This window comes from Anaerocolumna aminovalerica, assembly GCF_900115365.1.
GTDB classification, from domain to species: Bacteria; Bacillota; Clostridia; order Lachnospirales; family Lachnospiraceae; genus Anaerocolumna; species Anaerocolumna aminovalerica.
In genome coordinates, this window is sequence record NZ_FOWD01000056.1 from 1 (window position 1) to 19,871 (window position 19,871).

General features: G+C 33.5%; 15 protein-coding genes. 6 read left to right on the forward strand and 9 right to left on the reverse strand.

Annotated elements, in window-relative coordinates:
* Positions 1-219: transposase (locus BM183_RS19160; protein ID WP_139221480.1), on the forward strand; the 219-nt coding region annotated here is incomplete at its 5' end.
* A 286-nt stretch (positions 220-505) separates the two neighbouring features.
* On the opposite strand, the gene rpsO is transcribed toward BM183_RS19160, so the two are convergent.
* Positions 506-772 (reverse strand): 30S ribosomal protein S15, encoded by a 267-nt coding sequence (gene rpsO / locus BM183_RS19165; protein ID WP_091689011.1) that lies wholly within the window; start codon positions 770-772, stop codon positions 506-508.
* A 328-nt stretch (positions 773-1,100) separates the two neighbouring features.
* Between rpsO and dpsA the strand changes: the two genes are divergently transcribed.
* Positions 1,101-1,973, forward strand: coding sequence for a dipicolinate synthase subunit DpsA (dpsA, locus tag BM183_RS19170; protein WP_091689013.1), 873 nt, complete (start codon positions 1,101-1,103; stop codon positions 1,971-1,973).
* A 5-nt stretch (positions 1,974-1,978) separates the two neighbouring features.
* On the forward strand, positions 1,979-2,566 hold the full coding sequence (locus BM183_RS19175) for a dipicolinate synthase subunit B (RefSeq protein ID WP_091689015.1): 588 nt from the start codon (positions 1,979-1,981) through the stop codon (positions 2,564-2,566).
* Positions 2,567-2,709: 143 nt separating this feature from the next.
* Here the strand turns inward: BM183_RS19175 and BM183_RS19180 are convergent, their stop codons facing one another.
* The 7 genes from BM183_RS19180 to BM183_RS19210 form a co-directional block, all read right to left on the reverse strand.
* A complete protein-coding gene (locus tag BM183_RS19180) occupies positions 2,710-3,777 on the reverse strand; it encodes a glycosyl hydrolase family 18 protein (protein WP_091689017.1) in 1,068 nt (355 codons plus the stop codon).
* 197 nt (positions 3,778-3,974) lie between these two features.
* Positions 3,975-5,816: a polysaccharide deacetylase family protein gene (locus BM183_RS19185; protein WP_091689019.1), complete on the reverse strand. Its 1,842-nt coding sequence runs from the start codon at positions 5,814-5,816 to the stop codon at positions 3,975-3,977.
* Positions 5,794-7,722 carry a glycosyltransferase family 2 protein gene (locus BM183_RS19190; RefSeq protein WP_091689020.1) on the reverse strand — a complete coding sequence of 643 codons (1,929 nt, stop codon included), beginning with the start codon at positions 7,720-7,722 and terminating at the stop codon, positions 5,794-5,796. Before BM183_RS19190 ends, BM183_RS19185 begins: the two co-directional genes overlap by 23 nt.
* A gap of 53 nt (positions 7,723-7,775) precedes the next feature.
* Positions 7,776-11,165: a polysaccharide deacetylase family protein gene (locus tag BM183_RS19195; RefSeq protein WP_091689022.1), complete on the reverse strand. Its 3,390-nt coding sequence runs from the start codon at positions 11,163-11,165 to the stop codon at positions 7,776-7,778.
* A gap of 24 nt (positions 11,166-11,189) precedes the next feature.
* Positions 11,190-12,509, reverse strand: coding sequence for a nucleotide sugar dehydrogenase (locus BM183_RS19200; RefSeq protein WP_091689024.1), 1,320 nt, complete (start codon positions 12,507-12,509; stop codon positions 11,190-11,192).
* Between the two features lie 81 nt (positions 12,510-12,590).
* A complete protein-coding gene (locus BM183_RS19205) occupies positions 12,591-14,177 on the reverse strand; it encodes a putative ABC exporter domain-containing protein (protein WP_091689026.1) in 1,587 nt (528 codons plus the stop codon).
* Positions 14,164-14,898 carry an ABC transporter ATP-binding protein gene (locus BM183_RS19210; RefSeq protein ID WP_091689028.1) on the reverse strand — a complete coding sequence of 245 codons (735 nt, stop codon included), beginning with the start codon at positions 14,896-14,898 and terminating at the stop codon, positions 14,164-14,166. Before BM183_RS19210 ends, BM183_RS19205 begins: the two co-directional genes overlap by 14 nt.
* Positions 14,899-15,090: 192 nt before the next feature.
* Between BM183_RS19210 and pdxR the strand changes: the two genes are divergently transcribed.
* From pdxR to BM183_RS19225, 3 genes are all read left to right on the forward strand, one after another.
* Positions 15,091-16,602 carry a MocR-like pyridoxine biosynthesis transcription factor PdxR gene (gene pdxR, locus BM183_RS19215; protein ID WP_091689030.1) on the forward strand — a complete coding sequence of 504 codons (1,512 nt, stop codon included), beginning with the start codon at positions 15,091-15,093 and terminating at the stop codon, positions 16,600-16,602.
* A 114-nt stretch (positions 16,603-16,716) separates the two neighbouring features.
* Positions 16,717-17,349, forward strand: a complete 633-nt coding sequence (locus BM183_RS19220; protein WP_091689032.1) for a TetR/AcrR family transcriptional regulator — start codon at positions 16,717-16,719, stop codon at positions 17,347-17,349.
* Positions 17,346-17,996, forward strand: a complete 651-nt coding sequence (locus BM183_RS19225; protein ID WP_091689034.1) for a DUF998 domain-containing protein — start codon at positions 17,346-17,348, stop codon at positions 17,994-17,996. The genes BM183_RS19220 and BM183_RS19225 overlap by 4 nt, the downstream gene beginning before the upstream one ends.
* Before the next feature lie 104 nt (positions 17,997-18,100).
* On the opposite strand, the gene BM183_RS19230 is transcribed toward BM183_RS19225, so the two are convergent.
* Entirely contained in the window at positions 18,101-19,018 is a 918-nt protein-coding gene (locus tag BM183_RS19230) for a polysaccharide deacetylase family protein (RefSeq protein ID WP_091689036.1), read from the reverse strand.
* Positions 19,019-19,871 lie beyond the last annotated feature (853 nt).

Sequence of the window (19,871 nt, forward strand, 5' to 3'; positions counted from 1 at the left end):
TGGATAAAAACAGCCGAATCATCGGGTATTACCGAATTTGAGAAATGTGCATCTACATATCGAAATTGGTCAAAAGAGATATTGAATGCGTTTAAATATGGGCTCACAAATGGACCAACAGAAGGATTTAATAACAAAATAAAGGTGCTTAAACGTAACTCTTTTGGAATCAAAAATTTCAGAAGGTTCCGAACCAGAATTTTACATTGTACTAGATAATTTTAAAGAGACTGACACGGAGGTTTATTTCGTGTACCCAAAAACAGATAATTATAAGTAGAATATCAAAAAGGCTCTAATACCAGTTGTAAAGTGGGTTCCAAGGGAACCCACCCCAAAACTTGACAAAGAGCCCAAACAATAAACTGCCATTCTGAGAGTATAAATTCAGCGAAACTGAATCTTCAGAAGAATCTCATATTCATAATGAAATTCTTCCTCTAGGCGGCTCAGAATGACAGTCTTGTAACAGTCCCTTACATAAGTAATCTTAAGTTTACATGAACTATTTTCTTAATCCTAAACGTTCAATTAATGAACGATATCCTTCAATATCTGTCTTCTTCAAATATTCAAGTAATCCTCTTCTTTGACCAACCATTTTTAGAAGACCTCTTCTTGAATGGTGATCTTTCTGATTCACTTTTAAATGTTCTGTTAGTTCTGTAATTCTTGCAGTTAAAAGTGCGATTTGAACTTCTGGTGAACCTGTATCCTCAGGTGTTCTACCATAAGCTGCGATAATTTCTTGTTTCTTTTCTTTACTAATCATGATGATTCCTCCTAAAATTTTAAACGCCTAACACTAAGATTAAGGTCGGAGTGTCCTTGTACTGAGTATTGGCTGTATTTTATACGCTTTACATAATAACATAGATTATTCCAATTGTAAATAATAAGTTTTTAAAATATAGATTTGGACAGTAATAATAGCACTTTTTCTTTAATATTCCATATATTATAATCACCTATACTAATTTCAATCATAATCAAATGGTGCTAAAGCAACGGAATCACGGTTAATATGTAAAGATATATTTTTTGAATAACCGTTATTAAACTTAAAGGAAGATTAACCATTATAAATAGGAGGCTTTTACATGAATTTATCTTATTTTGATTTTGCATTCATCGGCGGAGATATGCGGCAGATTTATATGGCAAATGATTTATTGAACCAAAATTACTCTGTTATAGCATATGGTCTGGATGATCCGTTATTAGATTCCAGATGCAAAAGATCTCCATCTTTTGCTGAAGCCATGAATACCAGTCAAATTATTATAACTCCTATCCCTGTATCTAAGGATGGAATGCATATTGTGTCCATTCACCCACAATCCGATTTAACTATAGGAAACCTATGTAACCTTCTTACTGCTAAACATAAATTATTTGGCGGTGTTTTACCTGGGGATTTAAAAAATCATTGTGATATATTAAACATCTGTTATCAGGACCTTATGAAACAGGAAGAAATTACACTATACAATACTATAGCAACCGCGGAAGGTACTATTGCGGAAGCTATTCTAAATAGCACCATCAATCTTCATGACAGCTCCTGCCTTATATTAGGATTTGGAAGATGCGCCCGCACCTTGGCAGAGAAATTAAAAGGTTTATGCAGCAGTGTTACTGTTGCTGCCAGATCTCCAATGGCACTCTCTGCTGCCTATGCCGCTTCTTATAATACTGTGAACCTTTCCCAGTTAGAAGAAAAAATAGAAGAATATGATTATATATTTAATACAATACCTGCATTAGTACTTTCTAAAGAACTTCTCGAAAAAACCAGACAAAATGTAGTTATCATTGATATTGCCTCAGCTCCAGGCGGTATTGACTTTAACTATGCAAAAGAGATTCACAGGAACGCCAAATTATGCCTTGGCCTTCCAGGCAAATACGCTCCTGAATCCTCTGCCTTAGCTCTTAATAATCATATATTGTCGAATATTAGAAAGAAGTGAAATCTATGTCTTTGTATGGAAAGAATATCGGAATCGCATTGACCGGTTCCTTTTGTACCTTCGACAAAGTCTTTAAAGAAGTAGAAAACCTAATTGATGAGAATGCCAATATCTATCCTATCTTTTCTAACAATTCTCAAGTAATTAACAGCCGCTTTGGAAATGCAGCTGATTTTTTAAATAAGATGCACTACATGACCGGGAATGACCCTATTACTACCATCGAGGATGCCGAACCAATTGGACCTAAAAAATACCTTGATGTATTAGCTATTGTACCATGTACCGGCAATACATTAGCCAAATTAGCAAACGGTATTACAGACACACCTGTACTCATGGCGGCAAAAGCCCATCTTAGAAATGGAAAGCCTCTGGTGATCTCCATATCTACAAACGATGGTTTAAGCATGAATCTAAAAAATATCGGTTTGGTTCTAAATGCAAAAAATATATATTTTGTACCTTTTGGCCAGGATAGTCCTAAAGATAAACCCAATTCTTTGGTCGCTCATACCAATTTATTAAAAGATACCATAGAACAAGCATTAGAAGGGAAACAAATACAACCAGTAATTGTAAGCCCTTATTAGCATTTATAGACTATTATCTTCATCCTTATTACCAACATAACTTTTCATAATAAGGGGCTGTTACAAAATGAAATGTGATACCGGTATAGATGGTTTTTAATCCATACCTGACGAAACATTCATTTTGTAACAGCCCTTTTTAATTATTCAAATATATTACCGCCTATTCTCCATATAGATAACTCATAATCTCCGGATTCTTTAATTACATCAAACCAATACTGAATGGTTTCTTTATCTGCAAACCACACTTCATGAGACATTCCACTGTTATCCATATAAGAAAATACCAGACTTTTACTTTCTTCATCCCTTTCAGGTGTTCTACTATACTCCTTAACTAATTTGACAGCTTCCTTTTCGGTGACCTGAACAACTTTTCCGTCTTTAGCAAAGTCAAATCCTCCTGTAGCTACTGCAAAATTTACTTTACCGGGGAACCCTTCCATCTTATTAATCATTTTCAGCAGAAATTCTTTATTTGCCTTCGGACCTGGCTCTGTTCCATAGCCAAATAGATTGTAGCACATGATTACATAATCCGGCCCATCAGGAAAATCTAGTTGTTCTTCAACAGGTACACCGGGTTCTAAAACAATTCTCACTAAAACATTTTTTGCCGATGCAGTTTGATAGAGTTCACTAATAAATTGTATATAGAGTTTCCAAAGAGCAATATCTTTCTTCATTCCCTCATAATCAATCTCAATACCATCAAATCCACCCTGTATCGTCATTTGCAGAATTTCATCTATGTGGTTGCTTCTTGCTTCTTCTGAAGATAACAGTGTATATAAAAGCCCCGTGTCCTTAAGAGAGGAGGAACCATCTTCTAATAATAAATCATTGACAAAAGTAAGATAACTTTTAAAAGTAAAGGATTTGAAGTCGGTATTCATTCTTGCAAAGGTTTTTGTTACCTTCTCTGGGATAAACGGTTGTTGATCTTCATTAAAGTAAGCTGCGAAATAGCATATATTATCAATATGTTCCTGTAAACTTCCTATTTCATTATCTATGTTTTCCACATCCCAGTAGGTTGTCCATACGCTAAAATTTTCTTCCCTAAATGGTTCTTTCTTTTCATCAACAGTATCCTGATACTCCTTTCGGGTCCCTTCCTTGTCCCTTTTAGTATCACCTTTGTTGCTGCAGCCTGCAATTACTATGCATATTAATAAAAAACACAGATTAAGTACAATCTTTTTCATATTATCACCAATGTATTCCGCAATCTTGCCTGCAATACTGCCCTTCTCTTATCTCAGTTATATCATTTATTATTATTACGCAACTATTCAGTTACCTGAAAAACGCCGGAATTTCAAGTTGGGGGCGCCAAAACATGGGTATTTTACATATTTTGTGTGCATCGGCTGGTTAGAGCCTGTAACTGAATAGTCACCATTTACAGAGAATTGATAAACCAATTGATAATATGATTCCACGTTGTATTTATATTAAATATTGCTTTATCTAATCCATGTAATTGGTTATCAAATAAAATACTGTTATCTTCTATATTACGAATAACAAGGTTCTCAAATACACCATCATAAACATCATCTGCTATATTTCTTTGACTATAACCGTATTCTCCCCAGGCAGATTCCAAGTAGATATAACCTTTGGTTCTGCCTGATAAAGTTAAGTTTTCTACTGCTTTCCTTTTGTCAATAATTACAGATAAATTATTGTCTTGTAATGTAATTTCAACTTCCCGATTACCAGGATCACTTATCTGTATAGGAGGAATGTATTCTTCTGCTCCCTCTTCTATGGTTCTGGCTTCCTTTATTATGGCTTCCTTCGTTTGCTCGTTCATATTGGTAGCATTTCCAAAACGGCCCTTTTGTTTTGAATATAACTCGTATTCAGCTTCTCCTGCCTCTTTTTGATTTTCTTCAATGGACTGCATAACCAGTCCATCATGTTCATTTAAATCAAGCTTATATAAGGATGTTCCATTTTCTTCTATATACAGATTATTATTCTGAATCTTTACAGCCACATATTCTTTTCTTTCTTCATCTGCACGTAGATAAATGGTTTGAGTACCAAGTTTATTACCTGTTAGAGTTACTGATAGCTTGTAATTCTGATAATCTTTACTCTCCTTAAGCCTCATTAGACCATTTCCTTCTGATTCAGAAGTTAAGGCAATAACAGAATCTCGAAATTCTGCTACCCCATTTAAAATATCCCAATTCTTTTTTCGATTTAAATCTCCTTCAACAAATTCAATAGCTGCTTTCCCATCATCTGCAATTCGCATTAACAGATGGTTAGGATACCAATAAGACTGTGGCTGCATTCTAGTCAAGTCGAATATATCATTCTCCCGATTATTGAAAGATGAACCTTCTCTATTAAAGTTCATTGTAAATAGCTCTTTCATACACATTTCATTGACAGCACTTACTTTTTCATTATTAGCATAACTTCCTGTATTAGAATGCATCAAAACATAAACTCCGGGAACTTCCCCCATTTCTTTGGTGTATATTTCCTTCATCAGTTGATAATCCCCGCGAATTCTGGATACCATCTGAGAATAAGTTTCCTTGGGTATTAAATTCTCATCTCTGATAAAATCCATCAAATATTGATTGTAATTACGTTCCAGATATTTTCTGACAGAAGAATATTCCAAAGAACTAAGCTCTCCTAAATAATTGTCGTAACGATCAAATACATTAATATAGGACAACCGATATCCATTAGTACCTAATTCCCAAAAAGTACTTTTCTTTAGCTCTAATAGATCTTTTGGCTGCAAAAACTTTGTATCCGTATGTATAAATTTATCCCCATAGCTTAACATGGTACCAATAAAATTGTATTTCTCCATGATTTTTTGGGAAAATATAGCCGTGTCTCTTCTGCCGTCTTCAAACATTAAAAAAAGTGATTTTTCAGGAAGAGGAATCCCTTTCTTATAATAGTTATTAATATCTTCCTGTGTTATTGTTACATAGCCGTTTTTATACAAGGCATCAAGGTGCTCTTTAAGACGGTCTGTACTTATCATAGTATCGGTACCTTCTCTGGCAACAGCCAGATAGGATATTGCAACAAAACCTTTATCTTCTCCGTTTACTATAGATTTTTCATCCTTTTCATAGGGTGTATATTCCTTAAAAACAAACAAGGCTCTAGCTACAAAAATAAAAATCACCAATAAAATTACGGCTTCTATAATTGTTCTTACAACCTTTTTTCTTTCTTTATTCGTCGGTGAATATTTCATGGGAATCCTCCCTTTTATACTTCTTTGCCTTTTTTAATTCCTTTGCTCTTTTTTCCAAAAGTTTCTTTTCTTTCTTCTTCAGTTCTTTTAAATCACTAGGTGTCATGCGGGTACCCCAGGTAGATTTCCAAAAAGTTACCCATGCAATTGGCATTTGCCATAATAACACAGCTTCATAATAGAAGCAAAATAGCATACCAAATATCCAAGTTGTACTTCTTCTTAAAAACATCTGGGCTGTACTCATCAGAAGTGACATTAATAATATACCCACCAAAAAGGCTTTGGGAAATATGCCATATGTAACAGGAACATATACCAAATTATATAAAACAACAATAGGCGCTGCAATTGGTACTACTAACCCCATATAAAAGCTTAGAGACGCAAAGGGTTCCTTCTTCCACATAAATTTTCCTGCAATTAATGATTCCCGGAGCCAGGAACGTTTCCATCTCATTTGCTGTTTTAAAAACACGGAATACTTCTTGGGTACAATGGTAGAACATACTGCCGAATCCTGATAACTGGTTCGGTAATTCTTAAGTACAAAGTTGGTCATTGCCCTGTCATCACCAAAGGTAGCCTTCTGTCCTAAAAAGCTTTGATTTAACCACGCCTCACGATTTTTTAGTATAATTTCTTTTTTATAACATGCTAAGGGTCCGGATAAACAGGTTACCGCGTCAAAATAGGCTTCTGCTGCTTTCATAATACGAAAGGCAATGTAATACCGGACTGATTGCATTTTTGTCAAAGCATTAGTATAGGTATTAGCCACATCGGTTCTTCCTGAAACACCGCCCATCTTGGGGTCCTTAAAGGGTTGTACCAGATTTCGAATTGCAAAGGGATCTAAAAAGCTGTCAGAATCTACAAAAACCACCAGTTCATGTTTTGCTTCTAATGCACCTGCTGCAAGGGCCTCTCTTTTACCTTTATTTCCTTTTTGCACGATATATTTCAATCGCTTTTTTACATCATACTGATCCCCGGAATCGTATAATTTTTGGATGGTTTCTTCTATCTTTTCTACTGATTTATCATTGGAACAATCATCAATTACAATAACTTCAAGCTTATCAATTGGATAGTCCTGATTTATACAGCTTATTATGGTTCTTTGTATCCATTCTTCTTCATTAAAACAAGGAATTAATATAGAAACTCCCGGTGTAAAGTCTACATCAATGGGCACTTCCCTGTATAAGAAACCAAAAAGGTATCTGCTTAGTAAAAAACATGCTGCAATAATACTATATAAATACAACCATTTATTAAATTTAAAGTATATAACACTTTCTGCCCGCATAAGAACAATAAAAGAAGTTATAAACAGGAGTAAAAAAGTAGAAATCATTAACATATATCTGCCTCTTTTTTTAGAAGCATAAACGGATAAAGGCTTTACAAAAGCCATACCACATAGATATTCTGATTCCGAAACTTGCTCTGTTCTTGCCATGTCCGCATTTATTCTTACTTTCATCTCCAGTCCTTCCGGCATGGTTCCCGGAGTGATTTCAAACTTTAATAAAATCCTGTCTGCTTCTTTCATAAGCAGCATATGTTCTTTCGATATCCGAAGCAATATACCTGACATAGATATGTCAATTCCTGAACTGACAAAGCTGGTCTTTTTACCCCCTTTTGAACTTGAACAGGTAACTTCTACATTATATTGTACTTTATAACGCATCCCTATCTGTTTGCTTAATATGTAGTCGTTAATGTTACCGGAAAAATTATCTATGGTTTGACTGCCACGTCTATCTTTGTTACTTCTTAATTTTGTTTTATCCGGTACATTTGCAAGTATTCGCCTGTCACTTTTCGTTTGTAAAAGGATATCTTTATATTCTTTTTTTATCTTATTATTACCACTTGATATTTTTTTAATATTCATGGAAAAGTATTCCCCTTACCCTATGTTTAATATCATTCTATTACCTGAATCTGTTACTCCATAATTTCATTTTCGATACTTTGTTCTAAGGGATTTATTCCCATACTGCTTTCAGAAAGGTAATCATTTAATCTTGCAAAACGGTATCCCTGCTCTATTAATTGAGGAATAGCGATATCCAGTGCCTTCGCTGTAACATCTTCTTTCATGGTAGGTACTATGCTATCGTCAGACATGTGCAGAACCAGAACACTACCATTATGTAAAGTTCTAATAGTACCGTCATTTAAGTTAATACCATTTATAAGCGTTTTAGCTAAAGAATCTGCATTAGTCTCCTCATAATCGTGAGTACTAAAATCTCCGCTTACAATAAACTGAAATCCCATATCAAATATTGCCTCCATACCTTCTCTACTCATTGCCAATGTTGGAGGTCTGAATATTTTGGTTAAAGCAGGTATTCCATTTACTTGTATATCTCCAACAATACTTTGCAATTTTTGATATGAAACCGTTAAATCTTCTTTTCTCTCTTTTATTTCAGCCTCTGAAGGTGAAGTATAGATGGCACTGGTATCATCTTCTGTTTCTACAGTTGTGGTAATAGCAAAAGGAAGGTGACCATCGGTATGACTTCCAATGGCATGACCGGCTTCAGCAATTGCACGTAACAGATTTGGATTATATTGTACATAATTTGTTCGAACAAAAAAAGTTGCCTTTATATCATACTTATTTAGTACATAAAGTATTTGGTTAATTGTTTTATCAGATCCCCAGTCGTCAAAAGTTAAAAATAACACTTTATCCTCTGTAAACCTTCCTATTTGATTTAATTGTTCCAATTCGTCATCATTAAACCCGGGCAAAGTGGTTTGAGAGTTTACGTTAGGATTCCCTATATACCGTCCCCTAATGTACTCAAAATTTTGTGTAGTTTCTAATGCTTCCAGATGCCCCGGGAATATAGCATCTTTTACAGATGCCAAAATATCTTTGCTGCTTACAGGATAGGAATAAACCTTATCACTGCTTAATAAACTGCCTAATGATTTAATAGAATAAGAGGAACCATTCCCTGCAATATTGTCATGATAAGCAATGGTATCAATTCTTTCTTTCGCTATATTTAACATTAAATTACCGATTAATAAAGGATTCGAATAATAATCCATTCTAAAATATATTATATAACCTCTACGGGCCGATATATTACCTGCATTAAATCCAAATTCCAGAACGTCCTCAAGTGTTGCATCTTTTCCTAATTTAGAGGTGGCTAACGTTAAATCCTGCCAGGTCACCATACATCCTGAACTTGAAATTGCCTCAAGCATTTCATCAGTCAGCTCTACATCATAGGCATATCTTACAAGATTCGGTTTTTGCCTGCACAATTTTTCAACTTCTTTTTGTATCCTATCAATACTTTGGCATATGGAATAAAAATCTGTTCCATCAGACATATTAAGGCAAATACCTATCTCATGGCCTAATTTTGCTATCTTTTTTATCTCAGACGGATTATTCTTTACGTCTTTTTCAGTTACAAAGAAAGTAGCTTTTGCATTTAAAAGACTTAATTTCTCCAAAACATCTTCTAATACTTCCGTATTATTTATGCCATAAAAAGTGTAACTAAGTGCCTGCTCTGTTGTATATATAGTTTTAATTTCTTTTGCTTTTTTACCTTTATTATTTTTACGTAATTTTTCAAAATGTTTTCGGGTAATAGCTTCCATCTTGCCATCGGAAGGATCTTTGGAATTATTATCATTTCCCTTTGTAGTTTTATCTATCGTAGTTTTATCTGTTGTCATTTTACCTGTTGTAGTTTTACCTGTTGTATTCTTGGGATTACTAGAACCTTTATTATCTTTTGCCAGCAGAATCTCAGTATCTGTTTCATAAGTAAGCAAAGTAGGTACACTGCATACTTTATATGTTTTTTCTCCAATTAAAGAATAGGTTTGTTTAATTACATCTACAATTTCACTGTGGAAGTTTAGATTGAAATATATAATGTCTCCCTTTCTGAATCCATTATTATAATAGCCCATAATTTCTTCCAAAGAGGCTATTTCATTGGTAACGGGATTTTTACTATATGTAACAACATTATATCCCAAGGAAGATGCCCCTTCTAATACGTTATCATTGTATTTTCCATATACAGGCATAAATAAGTTTGTATCTATATTAAATTGTTCTTTTAGAATCATATGGGTCTTATAGATTTCTAAGCATATCCCATCAAAATCCATGGAGGTCAGATCCTTTCCTGTCATTCCTCCATTACCTATGGTTTGGTTCTTGTCCAATATTTTTTGAATCCGATCCGGATAATTAATTATCTCATCTGCTGTTACAAAAAAGGTTGCATTCAGTTTATTTTCTTCTAAAAATTTCAGGATTTCATTTAATATATTTTCATTTTCTATTCCCCGGAAGGTAAAGGCAATGCCATTAATATCTGTGGATATTCTTTTATATACTTTTGCAGGTTTACCTTGATTTCCTATTCTTGACTTCTCAAATGATCTGTCAAAATCAGTATCATAGTACAGGTCTAAATCTTCAACAAATACGCTTTTATACCTTGTTTCATCTAATGCTTTTAAAAGCCATTCGATAATTATAAGCAGTCTTTCTTCTTCTTTTAGATATTCTTCACTATTACTATTAACTACTCCACTGACATGATCAGGTTTGGCCGTCACTTTTTCCGGATTATATTCTGTCTCATCCAGCACTCCATTCATTTTTATAGTTATAATAGCACCATTCTCTATTCCTGTTATGTATTCCAATACCTGTTCATAGTTTTTAAAGCTTTGATAATTTAGAAAATGTGTACTTTTTACTACTTTTTCGTTTCCACTGGCAAAGGCTGCCTGCAAGATTTCAGAGGTATAATCTGTAGAATTGCATAGCAAAATATTAGGTGTGGTTTTTGTCCATGTTTCAATAATATTATTCGCTAAGGCGAAATCTTTTACTAATTCTTCCTGACTGTAATTTTCCAGATGTTTAGAGCCTTTTAAAGTGTTGCTTCCGATCTTATGTCCATTCTTATACATAGCAGCTATGGTCTCATCATCTTCTGCTGCCAAAATTCCTGGCACAAAAAAGGTACCTTTTCTTTCATGCCTGTTCATTAGTTCCAGTATCTTCTTGTTTGTCTCTTTATCTGACAAACCTTGAAAAGTTAAGGCAACTATCTTCTCTGTTGTTTTTATATCGGTTATTACTTTTGCCTGATCTTTATCTTTTGATAACCGCTTCTTGGCAAGCTCTACGGCATCGGAAGCATCATACAATAAAGTATTAGTCATGGTGGCTTTGTTATTCCGGTTCCGAAATACAACAAACAGTATTGCTGTTATTATACTGACTAGCACCAATAATACAATAACGATCTCCATATATCTTTTTTTCACGATATTTAGCTCCTCTTTTTCTTATTAAAGACTCCAATAGGAGAATCCAAAAGAATCCAATTCTTTTTTGTAAAAAATACTTTTAATATCTATAATTACTTTTTCTTCCACTGGAACATTACGAAACATACCATCTATCTGGTCAGTAGTTAAGTTCATAAATTCATCATGGGCAACGGCAAAAATTATACAATCCCCGTCTTTTACCTCTGACATTTGAACCATATCAACCTGATAATTTTTCATTACTTCGTCTTTATCTGCTCTGGGATCTACAATGGTAACGCTGATATCAAATTCTTTTAAACGATTAATAATATCAATCACCTTGGAGTTACGAATATCCGGACAATTTTCTTTAAAGGTAATACCCATAATATAGACTTTGGCCTGATTGACCAACTTATTGGCTTTAATCATCTTTTTTATGGCTATATCAGCAATAAATGCACCCATATCATCGTTTATCTTTCTTCCTGATAATATAATCTGAGAGTGATATCCCAGCCTTTCAGCCTGATAAATAAAATAATAGGGGTCTACACCAATACAATGGCCGCCAACTAATCCCGGTGTAAAACCGAGTGCATTCCACTTAGTATCCATGGCATCAATTACTTCTTTCGTATTAATGTCCATTTTTTCAAAAACCATTGCTAATTCATTCATAAAAGCTATATTAATGTCCCGTTGAGCATTTTCCGATAATTTTGCTGCTTCCGCAGTTTTTATACAATCTACTCTATGTACCCCTGCTTCAATAATTAATTCGTATACTTTGGCAATGATTTCCCTTGTCTCAAAATCAATTCCGGAAACTATTTTTACGATATTACTTAATTTATTAACCTGATCCCCAGGATTAATCCGTTCAGGAGAATAACCAACTTTAAAATCTCTGATGGATTTTAAACCGGATTGTTGTTCTAATATAGGAATGCATATATCTTCTGTAACACCAGGATATACGGTGGATTCGAATACAACAATAGAACCCTTGGTCAGATTGCGGCCAATTAATTCGCATGCTTCGGTTACAGGAGACAGATCAGGAGTCTTATCAATATGTATGGGAGTTGGCACTGCTACAACAATAAATTTTGCTTCTTTTAATTTCTCTTCTTTCCATGTAAAGTCTACAGTACAATTTTTAATGGCAAGATCCCCCACTTCCTGTGTTGGATCTTTACCATTTAAATATTGTTGAATCTTTTGTTTATTAACATCAAATCCAATTGTTGGTACTTTGCTTGAAAAAGCCACTGCAATGGGCATTCCAACATAACCAAGACCCACTACAGCAAGTTTTTCTTCTCCTTTTATTAATTTTTCATATAATTCCATTGTCTTTTGTCTCCTTATGAATGACAGGTAGTTTTGTTTCTAAGCATCTTTTTTATATAAATAACATCCTTTTAGATTAAATTAGTTTGAACCAGTTGTATACTCTGCTTTATCCAATAAATCACCACAAAGTACAAATATAAATACCGAAATAATAATGCTTGAAAATGTAAATGGTAAAGTACCTAAGAAGGTCAAAGCAGCAGGTAACACTGAGACAGCAAAAATACTAAAACCTATACCCGGTGATAGCAATATAAAGAATAATCCCAGGCCAACAGTCAATGTTATTATTTTATTAGGTTGTCCACCAAGTAAACGCTGGGCTAATAGTTGAAAACTAACAAAGAACAGGCCGGAACAAGCATAAGCCAACGCTAAAAACATATTTAATAATGGAGAGGTTTTCGTTACTACACAAACTATGGTAAAAAACAGGATTCCATCTACGAAACTTTTTATAATAGTTGTTAAGGACGCTGAAACTACTTTATGCAATGATCTTTGCGGTATCATATAGATATAGGGCCTTTTTAATTCCATAGGCAGTTTTCCTGCCATAGTTAAAAAGAATTGAATATATATTAACATGGCTAAAATAATATATCCTGCTGCTACGGAAGGAATATATTTACCGGCAATACCTGCTCCAATAGATGCAATAATTGTATAGGAGTCAATAAAAAGAAATCTGCTCTCTCGTTTCCCCTCCAATAAATGCTTGTAAAAAATTGCATTACTGCCAAAACCTTTCTTAATTCCTGTTACCTTATCCTTTACTTTTACATTCTTTGCAAAAGTTTTCTTACCTTCCTTAACATCTTGTAATCTACGGTAGGTAATTTCTGTAGAATAAATTACATCTTCATAATAATCTGCATTTCCTGATGTAAATAAAGAAATGATTACCATACTGCTTAGGATATATAATGATAAGGAAACCGTAAGGCTTAATATATCTCCTTCTATTCCGGCACGAAAGAACATAACTCCCCAGCCAATAACCGGAACAGATTGAAACAATCTATTATCGACTAATATAAGTCCATTCTCTATAAGTGAGCCACCATGTAATCTTTGCAATACAAATATGCTAATAACAATCATTACTATGACTCCATAATATATAATCCGTACAATGTTCTTTCTGACCGGATTGCCATTGCTATAAATATAGATAGCAATGGATAGTAACTGACAGAAAAATAGCGTTATAGCGTAAATAATAAATAAGTACACAATGCCTTTGGAATCAAGTCCGAAATTTTTCCTTAGATTAAATATCTGATATAATATAAAAAGTGCACTAAAAATAGTGGCAGCCATCTGTTTTAATAAGCCATATAATAATATTTTTCTGGAGGATATGGGAGAAACAAATAACAATCCTACATCAGCCATGGTGAATAAAGTTGACCCTGTGGATAGACCAGTTGATGAAAAAATTACGATATATAGCATACCTATCAATGCTATTATTCCATAGAGTATTCTTATATCTTTATAAGAGGCGGTATTTATTGAATTAGTATCAGCATGAAAAGCGATGACCATAAGAATAATACTAATAAATATAATTCCATACAAAACAACTAATGCTGGTTTTCTTTTTAAAGACAATAAACGATTTTTAAAAGAAGTAATTAAAAGGTAACTAAGTCCTTTCATTTTTTTGCCTCCTCTTTATATCTTTTTTGCCTTCTGTAATGTCAAAGAATAACTTCTCCAGGTCTTCACCTGTACCAAGAACTTCTTTACGTGTTCTTGCTGCCATGAACTTACCATCCATCATAATATTAGTACTATCCCAGAATTCCGAAACACTATCCAGCATATGGGTACTAAGTAAAATGGAAGCACCATCCTTCTTATATTCCTGCAACATTAACTTTAATTCCTTTATAGCATGTGGATCTAAACCTACCAAGGGCTCATCAAATAATAAAACTCTTGGATTAGGAAGCAACCCACAGCAAATACTCACTTTCTGCTGCATACCTTTCGATAATTCATTGCCTAATTTATTTTTCTTATCTTCTAATTCAAGCCTTTCAAATAATTCATTGGCTTTGGGCTCCCAATTCCTTAGGGAATAGGCCCTTGCAATAAATTCCATGTGCTCCCATATGGTTAGCATATCATAAAGTACCGGTATTTCAGGAATGTATCCCAGCAGCCTCTTAGCTTCCAAGGATTTATTTTTATGTCCGCATATCAAAATATTTCCTTTAAATCTTAGCAGACCGGCTATGCTTTTAATAATAGTTGATTTACCTGCCCCATTTGGGCCTAATAAAACAGAAATTTCCCCGGGAAGTACCTTGAAACTTAAATTATCATTTGCAATAAACTTTCCATATTTCTTTGTTACATTAATAACATCAATCATAACTCCGTACCTTTCAAGAAACCCCTTTACAATTTTTGATTATTATCTCATACTATGTTATCTAATTCAAGTGAAAAATAATTTAGATTATCTTGAAATTATTGCAAAACAATGATATGTTTATATTAATTTTGGCCCCGCCAAATAAAGCAAAATTCATTTCGGCAACCACACCAGAATAAGGAGTAAAATATGTTTACTATTAATATTGATTCCAGTTCCTCTTTTCCTATGTATGAACAAATATATGAGTACATAAAAAATGAAATTAAGTCCGGACTACTGCCCCCAAAATCAAAATTACCTTCCACAAGAAGCTTGGCAATACATATGCAGGTTAGCAGAAATACCATTGATATGGCTTACTCTCAGCTTTTATCTGAAGGATATATAGAATCCATTCCTAAAAGCGGCTATTATGTATCCATGGTATCGGAGCTAACCAATATTACAGTAAAAAAAACAACTGTGGTTCCTGTTAAGTCAAAGAAAGAACCTGCTTATGGATATGACTTTTCTCCCTATGCTATCGACATCAATAGCTTTCCTTATAATATTTGGAGAAAATTATCCAATACCTTTATGAATGATAATAATAATGATATATTCCTGTTAGGTAATAATCAGGGTGACGAAGGTCTAAGAGCAGCCATTGGCAGATACCTTCATGACTCAAGGGGCGTAAATTGTACCACTGAGCAGATTATTGTTGGTGCCGGTGCAGATTATCTCTTACAGCTTCTTGCCCAAATACTGCAATATTCTTCATCCAATAAAACTATGAATGAAAATTCTTCTGTAACAGATGAGACAGTACATAACAATGGAGAATATGGTATTAATAATTATTACAATGGTTTTTTCGGAAATATAGCTATGGAGAATCCTACTTATATGCAGGCTTATAAAATATTTAAAACCATGCATTATAAAGTAACCCCCATATCTTTGGACTCTTCCGGAATATCTATGGAGCATTTAGCAAAAACAGATTCCAATATTGTATACGTTACACCGTCTCACCAATATCCATTAGGAATCGTAATGCCTATAAAAAGGAGATTGGAATTATTACAATGGGCCAATTCTTCCCCAAACCGTTATATCATTGAAGATGACCATGACAGTGAATTCCGCTACAAAGGAAAGCCCATTCCCTCCTTACAGGGAATGGATTCTTCCAGCAAAGTAATCTATTTAGGAACTTTTTCAAGAGCCATTGCCCCTGCAATTCGTATAGGTTACATGGTGCTGCCTGAAAAACTATTGGAAGTTTACAAAAGGAATTTTAACTTCTACTCCTCTACAGTATCAAGAGTAGATCAAAATATTATGAAAAGTTTTATAGAAGGGGGTTACTTTGAACGTCATCTTAATAAAATCCGTAAGATATATAAGAATAAACATGATCTATTAATACAAAGCTTAAAAATATTTGGAGATGAGATTTGTATAGAGGGCGAAAACGCAGGCTTACATTTAGTCATAAAATTTAATTCCAAACTAACAGAAAAAGAAATCATGGATTTGGCTGCAATAAACAGCATTAAACTATATGGTTTAAATGAACATTATATTCCAGATGCAGCAACCGAAAACACAACCCATAATCCCTTGCCGCCCACTATTCTATTGGGCTATGCTAATATGCCGGAAGAAGATATTAAGAAGGGAATAGAAAAATTATATAATATAATAAGATAATTCAAAATATGAATATCTTATGTACTATTGAAACATGGACATTTCTACTTACTTGACAGCTAATGATCATTAGCTTATAATTTAGCTAATAACTATTAGCCAAAGGGGGTAATTATGAAGCAAATGTCAACAAAAAAAAGGATAATAACTGAGGCATTACATCTATTTTCAGAAAAAGGATATAACGCAGTAAGTGTAGGACAAATTGCTGACGCTGTGGGAATTAAAGCTCCTTCCCTCTACAAACATTATAAAAATAAACAGGCAATTTTTGATGCTATATTAATGGAAATGCAACAACAATATGATAAACAAGTATCTTCTATGGAAATGAACGGTGTAGATGCGGTGCTTGATCTAGCCTTGTTTGAAAAAATATCAGAAGAACAACTAATACAACTTGGGAAAAATTTATTCTTATATTTTTTACATGACGATTATGTCTGCCAATTTCGTAAAATGCTTATGATTGAACAACATCACAATACTGATTTAGCCGCAATTTTCACAAAGCAGTATATAGAGGGCCCATTATCTTATCAGGGAATACTATTCAGTATGTTAGTTAATGCGGGAATCTTTATAAATGAAAACCCCAACGTTATGGCTCTACAATTTTATGGGCCTATTAACCTCTTGTTGACATTGTGTGACTGTCAACCAAAAAGGGAACAAGAAGCACTGCAAATGTTACAACAGCATATAAAACAATTTAATAAAATCTACAAAGCAGGAGGTGCTAAATGAAAAGGCAATTGATAAATTGGTTAGGACTGCTGGGAATTATCAGCTTATTATCTTATACCCTGGCTGTCATATTTGCACCTTTAGCTTATCCCAATTATAATTGGGCAGCCCAGGCTGTTAGTGATTTAAGTGCCTATGACGCTCCTTCCAGAATGTTATGGAACCAGCTTTCCAGTCTTTATGGAGTATGTGGAATTGTATCCATTATGTTGGTCTGTGTTTACATTCAAGGGAAACTAAATAAACTATTACGAATAGGAATATATTTATTTGCTGGTATGAATTGGGTATCTTATGTAGGTTATGCAATGTTTCCTCTCTCATCCAGTGGGAATGCAGGAACATTTCAGGATATTATTCACATTTATGTAGTGACAGTGCTTATTGTTTTACTATCAATCCTTTCTCTAGTCCTTATTGTAATTGGTGGGTATTGTGATAAGAAATACTTTTCTTTATCTTTATGGGCTGGTATTTCTCTATTATTTATGCTTGCCGGTGCAATTGGAACCAATATGGTTCCGCAGAAGTTTTTTGGTATTCCAGAAAGATTTAGTGTATTTTCCGCCATAGGATTTAATGCAATATTAGGAATTAACTTATTTAAAGGATTTGACTTCAAGAAAGAATTCTCTTCCCAATCCTAAGAATAAAAAAGAAAGCCCATAAGTAAAGGAAAAACCTCTATTTATGGGCTTTATGATAGATAAGCAAAAAATTTTATATGTTTCTATTATAGAATAAGATATCTTTAGTTTATATTATAATCATTACTACCTGGAATATTTTTAATTGTCTTCATACCTTCTTTTATCAGTTTGCTTAAACTCTGGTTATGAGAACGGCAGATCCTTTTTAATTCATATAAAGATTCAGGATCTCCCCTTTTTATTACATTTATACCATAAGTAACAGAAAGAGTAGCTTTAAAACCCATTTTTTTAACAATGGTTTCCGTATCATTATTATATCTTCCAAATGGATATGTAAATGTACTGGGTGGTTCATTAATGACAGTTTGAACTTTGCTTTGTAATTTCATAATATCTTCTTTAAGAAATTCTTCATAATCCTCAAAACATTCATCCTTCTTTTTGCAACAGCCATAACGTCCATTTTTATTACTATGTAGATTGTAGGAATGATTCTGAATTTCAACCAATCCGGATTCTACCATCTCAAGAATTTGATCCCACGTCATATGGGAATAGTTAATATTTTCATCTTTTACTCTTGTAAAATCATCCGTACTTTTCCCTATAATGGATAACACTATTTTCATATTATATTTCTTTAGTAGGGGAAACACATTTAAATATGTGCTTAAATACCCATCATCAAAAGACAATATAATAGGATTTTCCGGTAATTCTTTGCCGTCATATACATAAGCAATCAATTCCGTCATTGTTATAATGTTATAATTATTCTCAGATAAAAATATTAAGTCACTTTCAAATTCTTTTGGACTAATAACATCTTTACCCAAACCATTGTTTTTTACCTGATGATACATCATAATTGGAACAAAAATATTTTCTTGGGTGGAGGTGGAAGAAGTAGCATAGATACGCATAAGATCTTTTGTAATAGAAATGGTTAATAAACCGAAAATAATAACAAGCAAAATATTTTTACAATATTTTCTGTACTTTTTTAAATCTAACATTTATATCCCGCCTATATATCACTATAATATATCATATGTATGGGACACAAAAAAAATATTTATATAAATCTTTTTCTTTCTAAATAAAAATTTAGCTTACTAATGCACGTACGCTTTGCCCTGAAGTTATGTGAAAAACTCAAAAAGTGTTAATTGGGCCTTCATATGACTCAATTTATATTTTGTAAGATAACGTGGTGTATAGAATAAATTTTGCTACCTTACCCTCGTGGGGCATGGCCTTGGTAGAGCCTCAAAGCGCATGACAAGTATCGCAAGAGGGCGATACTTGTCACTGAGTCTCTAGTCGGCCATAATCAGCCTTCTCGGCCGGATGACGCAAAATTTATTCTATACACCACGTTATCTAATTTACTTTATTAAGAGTCATTACGAAGGCCCAATTAACACTTTTGAGTTCAATTACGTAGTGAGGCAAAGCTGTTTTTACTGAATTTTTTATAACTAGCAAGATATATAAGTAAAATGTATGCTTAATTTGCTTTATTAAAGGCTATATTAAGTGATTTTCTATAAATTAATTACTAGTAAAAATTAGTATGAAAAAAAGAAAATTAAGCCAAAATCGTGCTGTAGACATAAAAAGAAGGCTCACATAGTGAACCCAAAATAAAGCTTTTATAAAAAGAAGTACGTACATTTTTATTTATAGCTATAACTTCGTACTAGTTTATATAATAAATTTGGTAATAACAGCTTTGCTTCACAACATAGCTAAAATCAGAAAGTGCTCATTAAGCTTTCGTAATGACTCTCATAAACTAAATTAGGATAACAGGGTGTATATTATAAATTTTGCGTAATCCGGCCGACAGGGTAAGGTAGCAAAATT

Excerpts from the sequence above, each read along its gene's own strand:
- BM183_RS19190 (WP_091689020.1), bottom strand. The coding sequence starts at position 7,722 with ATGAATATTAAAAAAATATCAAGTGGTAATAATAAGATAAAAAAAGAA.
- BM183_RS19210 (WP_091689028.1), bottom strand. The coding sequence starts at position 14,898 with ATGATTGATGTTATTAATGTAACAAAGAAATATGGAAAGTTTATTGCA.
- BM183_RS19230 (WP_091689036.1), bottom strand. The coding sequence starts at position 19,018 with ATGTTAGATTTAAAAAAGTACAGAAAATATTGTAAAAATATTTTGCTT.
- BM183_RS19205 (WP_091689026.1), bottom strand. The coding sequence starts at position 14,177 with ATGAAAGGACTTAGTTACCTTTTAATTACTTCTTTTAAAAATCGTTTA.
- BM183_RS19180 (WP_091689017.1), bottom strand. The coding sequence starts at position 3,777 with ATGAAAAAGATTGTACTTAATCTGTGTTTTTTATTAATATGCATAGTA.
- dpsA (WP_091689013.1), top strand. The coding sequence starts at position 1,101 with ATGAATTTATCTTATTTTGATTTTGCATTCATCGGCGGAGATATGCGG.
- rpsO (WP_091689011.1), bottom strand. The coding sequence starts at position 772 with ATGATTAGTAAAGAAAAGAAACAAGAAATTATCGCAGCTTATGGTAGA.
- BM183_RS19185 (WP_091689019.1), bottom strand. The coding sequence starts at position 5,816 with ATGAAATATTCACCGACGAATAAAGAAAGAAAAAAGGTTGTAAGAACA.
- pdxR (WP_091689030.1), top strand. The coding sequence starts at position 15,091 with ATGTTTACTATTAATATTGATTCCAGTTCCTCTTTTCCTATGTATGAA.
- BM183_RS19200 (WP_091689024.1), bottom strand. The coding sequence starts at position 12,509 with ATGGAATTATATGAAAAATTAATAAAAGGAGAAGAAAAACTTGCTGTA.
- BM183_RS19220 (WP_091689032.1), top strand. The coding sequence starts at position 16,717 with ATGAAGCAAATGTCAACAAAAAAAAGGATAATAACTGAGGCATTACAT.
- BM183_RS19225 (WP_091689034.1), top strand. The coding sequence starts at position 17,346 with ATGAAAAGGCAATTGATAAATTGGTTAGGACTGCTGGGAATTATCAGC.
- BM183_RS19175 (WP_091689015.1), top strand. The coding sequence starts at position 1,979 with ATGTCTTTGTATGGAAAGAATATCGGAATCGCATTGACCGGTTCCTTT.